General features: G+C 35.5%; 4 protein-coding genes. 1 reads left to right on the forward strand and 3 read right to left on the reverse strand.

All coding sequences use genetic code 11. The annotated features are described in order from the left end of the window. Positions 1 to 355 precede the first annotated feature (355 nt). Together AC11ZT_RS13410 and AC11ZT_RS13415 are read right to left on the reverse strand one after the other, a co-directional pair. The gene (locus AC11ZT_RS13410; protein WP_484060081.1) at positions 356 to 1,711 is read right to left on the reverse strand and encodes a sensor domain-containing diguanylate cyclase; all 1,356 of its coding nucleotides are present in this window, start codon (positions 1,709 to 1,711) and stop codon (positions 356 to 358) included. 327 nt (positions 1,712 to 2,038) lie between these two features. After that, positions 2,039 to 3,475 (reverse strand): glycoside hydrolase family 1 protein, encoded by a 1,437-nt coding sequence (locus AC11ZT_RS13415; protein ID WP_484060082.1) that lies wholly within the window; start codon positions 3,473 to 3,475, stop codon positions 2,039 to 2,041. 268 nt (positions 3,476 to 3,743) lie between these two features. Between AC11ZT_RS13415 and AC11ZT_RS13420 the strand changes: the two genes are divergently transcribed. After that, on the forward strand, positions 3,744 to 4,469 hold the full coding sequence (locus AC11ZT_RS13420) for a MurR/RpiR family transcriptional regulator (RefSeq protein WP_484060083.1): 726 nt from the start codon (positions 3,744 to 3,746) through the stop codon (positions 4,467 to 4,469). A 173-nt stretch (positions 4,470 to 4,642) separates the two neighbouring features. On the opposite strand, the gene AC11ZT_RS13425 is transcribed toward AC11ZT_RS13420, so the two are convergent. Then, a partial coding sequence (locus tag AC11ZT_RS13425; protein ID WP_484060084.1) for an electron transfer flavoprotein subunit alpha/FixB family protein occupies positions 4,643 to 5,458 on the reverse strand: 816 nt, incomplete at its 5' end.

Consider the following 5,458-nt stretch of genomic DNA (forward strand, 5'->3'; position numbering starts at 1 on the left):
ATCTGAGTTGATTGGAGCGGAAGGCACTTGACTCCTGCGGGAAAAGAGGGAAGTGGGAGACCCCGCAGGCGGTAACGCCGAGGAGGCTCCCCTCCCTCCCCGCGGAAAGCAAGTAACGGGCAAAGTATAGTCTAAAAACAACAATTTATGCGAAAAGAACCTTTTATAAAGACGATTACTTTATTGTTCTTTGATAACCGGATACTTTGAATTTCGCTCATGGTGGTAACTAAAACAGTGGATTAATTAACCTGCTTCCTTCCTTTTCGCTATAAGCGGTAACTAAACACGGGATTGATTACTGCACGCCCTAGAATTTGGTTTTGTTTTTAAGCTTAGTTAACCAAAACCCATACTACTTTATCGTTGCACTTCCATCCAGTTCTTTCATTTTTAATGTAGTCTTTTCCTTATACATTTCCTTATCGGCAAGATGAATCAATTCTTCAAAGGTAAGATCCATGCCTGATTTATAATGGTATAAACCATGACTTGCCGAGATGGTGTACTGATGATTCGGTGAATGAAAACTATCAAATGCCAAGAGTATGGAATCCCAGATTTTTTGAACATCGTGCATTTGTTTATGAAAAAATAAAATGATGAATTCATCTCCCCCTAAACGAAAAAAAATATCACTTTGATCAATCTTCTTACTAATCAATTGACTAACAGAAGAAATTAAATAGTCTCCCTCAGCATGCCCAAATGTATCATTAATTTTTTTCAAATTGTTTATATCAATAAAGCATAAGATAAATTCACCATTTTGTTCCTTTGCTTTTACAAGTTCATTTTTTAAAGATTCAATTCCATGACGTCGATTCATGATTCCAGTGAGTGGATCTGTTGAAGCATATAAAGTAAGTTCATCTTCAATTTTTTTCAAATCTGTAATATCCATTATACCACTTAGGATACATGGCTCATCTTCATAGTCAATTAATTCAAAATTTATCATGACCCATCTTGTGGAAGGCACTTGCTGCGGGCAAATGTAATTTTTCACACTTCCTATCGTTGTTAGTTTTTCTATGATTGTCAATCGTTCCTCGTTGTTTTGAAACAAGATAGATGTATCCTTATCGTGAAGTTCCCCTTTTGGTAGATCATAAAAGTCCATTGCCTTTTTGTTTATAAGGATGATTTCTCCATCCTCTAATCGAGAAAGAATTTGAGGAAAAGGGTTAACTTCAAACAACTTTCGAAAATTATCTTCTTTATCTTTTATTTTTAATTTATTAATAAAATCTTGTCTTCTAAATGAATAAAAAGAAAATGAGGCTAGAAATGCAATTGCAGTTGTGGCAATTGTATACACTTCCTTAATAATAATTGTATACGTATCACTGCTTATAAGGAAAAGGCCGATTAGAAAAGAAGCATGCGTCGTTAAAAGGATAAAGAAAAAAATGAGTGGTCTTATAGGAAATATGACGGCAACACTAATAAGTATAATGATATTAGGGTCAAAATTCCCAGTTAATCGTTGTGTATTAAGAGAAGCAAGTGCACCTATAAACAAGCAAAAAGCAATGTATGCATAAATAAGGAAGGAAGACCAGCGTGAATTAATAAACCAGTCTTTTTTATGTATAGAACGATAAATAACTAAGTACAAAAAAGATAGAAGGACGGCGGAAAAGTGAGTGATAATAGAAAAAAATTGGAATGAATTGTTTTGTAAGTCATTTAATCGTATAAAATCCATATAAAAAAAATAAATACTAAAAATTATGATGGAAATTGAAAAAACTTTAATTCTATTTAATAGCATTCTCTTATTTGAACGAGTAAAACTTTCACTATTTTCTAATCTCAAGAAATCAAATGTTTTTAAAAATTTGGAATACAAAAAAACCCGACCTTTTTTATTAATAGTATATCACAATCTATTTTTTTAAAACAAACGTTAATTAAAAAAACAAATATAAAATTACTAAGGAATCTGATTGCTATATTACAATTCCCCAACTAAAAAGGAGCTACCTTAGTAGCCCCTCGAGTATTCCCAATATCGAATACGAATTGCTTGGTTTTATAGGTTTTTTCCATTTTTTTTAATTACGTCTTTATACCAAAAAAAGGACTTTTTCTTTTTGCGTTCTAATGTTCCGTTACCATCGTCATGCTTATCAACATAAATATAACCATACCGTTTCGAGAATTCGCCTGAAGAAGCACTAACCAAATCAATGCAGCCCCAGCTTGTATAGCCTAGTAATTCGACACCATCTTCGATTGCTTCTCCCATTGCTTTCATGTGCTCACGGAGATAGTCAATTCGGTAGTCGTCATTGATGGAGCCGTCCTCTTCTATTTTGTCATAGGCTCCTAGTCCGTTTTCTACAACAAATAGTGGTACTTGGTAGCGGTCATATAATTTGTTTAAGCTAATCCGTAGTCCGGCCGGGTCGATTTCCCATCCCCAGTCACTTGCTTTCAAAAATGGATTTTTTATGCCGCCAATAATATTTCCTTGCGCAGCTTCCAGATCTGTCTTCACTTTCTTCTCGGTGCGTGACATATAATAACTAAATCCAATATAGTCAACGGTTCCTTCTTTTATTGAGGCTAAGTCGCCTTCTTGCATTTCTATTTCAATATGATGTTCTTTAAAGTATCTTTTTATGAATGCAGGATATTCGCCTCGGACTTGTACATCGGCACAAAAATAATTGAATAGCTGTTCTTCCTGCATTGCATACATGATGTTTTCTGGGTTGCAATCAATGGAATAGACAGGTGCAAAGAGAATCATACAGCCAATTTTAGCGTCTGGAATGATTTCATGGCATGCCTTGACTGCAAGGCTGCTGGCGACAAATTGATGATGGAATGCTTGGAAGGTAGGCTGATATTTATCCTCTTCATTCTGAATAGAAAAACCAAGACCTTGAATCGGCATCACCAAGCCGCTATTTATTTCATTAAACGTCATCCAGATCTTTACCTTATTTTGATAACGTTTGAAAATAGCTTTAGCATATCTTTCGAAGAACGTCACCACCAGGCGGTTTCTCCAGCCTCCATATTCCTTTACAAGGTGCAGAGGCATTTCATAATGGGATATCGTAACAACTGGTTCTATTCCATACTTGTGTAGTTCATCAAACACCCGGTCGTAGAACGCTAAGCCTTCTTCGTTTGCCTCTAACTCATCTCCCTTAGGAAATATTCGCGTCCAGGCAATCGACATACGAAATGCCTTGAAACCCATTTCTGCAAACAATGCAATATCTTCTTTATACCGATGATAGAAGTCAATCGCTTCATGGTTTGGATAGTAGTATTGGTCTTGATGGATTTCAAAATCAAATCCTGGATTCAGTAATACTTTATACCGCTGTTTTCCGCCCGGAAGAACGTCGGCAATATTTAACCCTTTATGTCCTTCATGAAATCCACCTTCCATTTGATTCGCAGCAGTTGCTCCGCCCCATAAAAAACCTTCAGGAAATTGAAATTCTTTCATTTAATTACCTCCCAATCTGTATAGGATTTACTATTTGCTTATAGTGGAAATATATAACTGTTTTCTTTTTCATAAGGTAACGTAAAAGACTACAAAGGAATCATAGCTATATATGGCAAGATAGTAAATAAGAGAACCATATCTAGTTTCTAATGACACAGGAAGTCACTTGTTACATAAATGTAACGATATGTGTCATCTAAATCATTGTGTTAAAATGGGGAGAGTTGAAATACTTTATTTCTTATAGAAGGAGAATTCTACCTATATGTTTTCAAACGACATCATTGCTTCTTTTAATGAGCTAGAAGCTTCACTATATAACTATATTTGTAAAAACAGTGATAAAGTCGCATATATGCGGATACGTGAACTAGCAGATGAAACCCATGTATCAACAGCGACGATTTTACGTTTTTGTAGAAAACTAAATTGTGAAGGTTTTTCCGAATTCAAAGTAAAGCTTAAAATGCAGTTGCAAGAGAATAAAAAAACGATAGTAAAAAGTTCTCAGCATTCATTAGCACAGTTTTTTGACCGCACGTTAAAAGGGGATCTAGAAGAAAAAATTAAGGATGCTGCAAGTCTGGTTACGAAAGCAGATAATGTTATTTTTATTGGAATCGGAAGCTCCGGTATTCTTGCAGAATATGGTGCAAGATATTTCTCAAGCTTAGGTACATTTTCGCTGTATATTAAAGACCCTCACTTTCCGATTCACTCCAAACTCCGTTATAATAGCGTAACCATTGCTTTATCTGTCTCAGGAGAAAATAATTTTACAGTCACTCATCTTAATATACTAAAACAAGAAGGAAGTAAAATTATTAGTATTACAAACAATAAACTCTCAACCATTGCCAAAATGTCTGATTTAAACATTCCTTATTATGTAACTGAGGAATTCTTTGAAGAAGCGAATATTACGACCCAAGTCCCTGTCGTTTATATTCTAGAATCCATGGCTCGTGAAATACATAAGCTCAATTATTAGGATGAAATTCCCAAGAAATCAAAAGTTTATGGTACAAAAGGAAGTACAAATAATCAGTTTTAACTGACGTTCTGTACTTTCCTATCTTCCATTCTTTAAAGGAGAAAACTTCAAATAGCCTTAGCCCACTAGAAATTTAGGGCTAAGGCTACATCCAACTGTACGGGAAATTATTACACTGCTTTTAAGCTTTTCATTTCTTTAATAAATTCAGGAATTACCTCAAACATGTCTCCAACAATTCCATAATCAGCAATATCAAAAATAGGAGCATCCGGGTCTTTATTAATTGCGATAATTACTTCTGATGAAGACATTCCTGCTACGTGCTGAATCGCTCCTGAGATGCCACATGCAATATAAATTTTCGGTCCTACCGTTTTTCCTGTTTGCCCAACTTGTTGCAGCGGGGATATCCAACCCGCATCAACGCATGCTCTTGATGCTGCTACTGCACCGCCAAATTGATCGGCCAAATTTTTAATAAGTTCAAAGTTTTCGGCTTTTCCTACGCCTCTCCCTCCTGCAACAATCACTTCTGCTTCTTCTAGGTTAACTCCCGCTTCTTCTGTAGCTTTCAACACTTCGACAATTTTTGTTCTAATTTCATTTGCAGGTGTACGAATCTCTTCATTTATAATAGTCGCTGTTCTAGTATCGTCTTTCTCTGCTTTTTTAAATACTCCAGGTCTTACCGTTCCAATTTGTGGTCTTGCGGAACAAATGATGGTACCCATCAAATTTCCTCCATATGCTGGTCTCGTCCACGCAATGGTTCCATCTTCATTAACGTCTAATTGTGTACAATCTGCCGTTAACCCTGTCTCTAGTCTAGTAGATACCCTCGATCCTAAATCTCTTCCATTATATGTAGCGCCAATTAATATCGCTGCTGGCTTATACTTTTCTACTAATTTTGTCATTACATTTGCGTATCCGTCAGTAGAAAAATCTTTATACTCATCTCCTTCAACAACAATAACTTCATC

This window comes from Ectobacillus sp. (assembly GCF_056992975.1).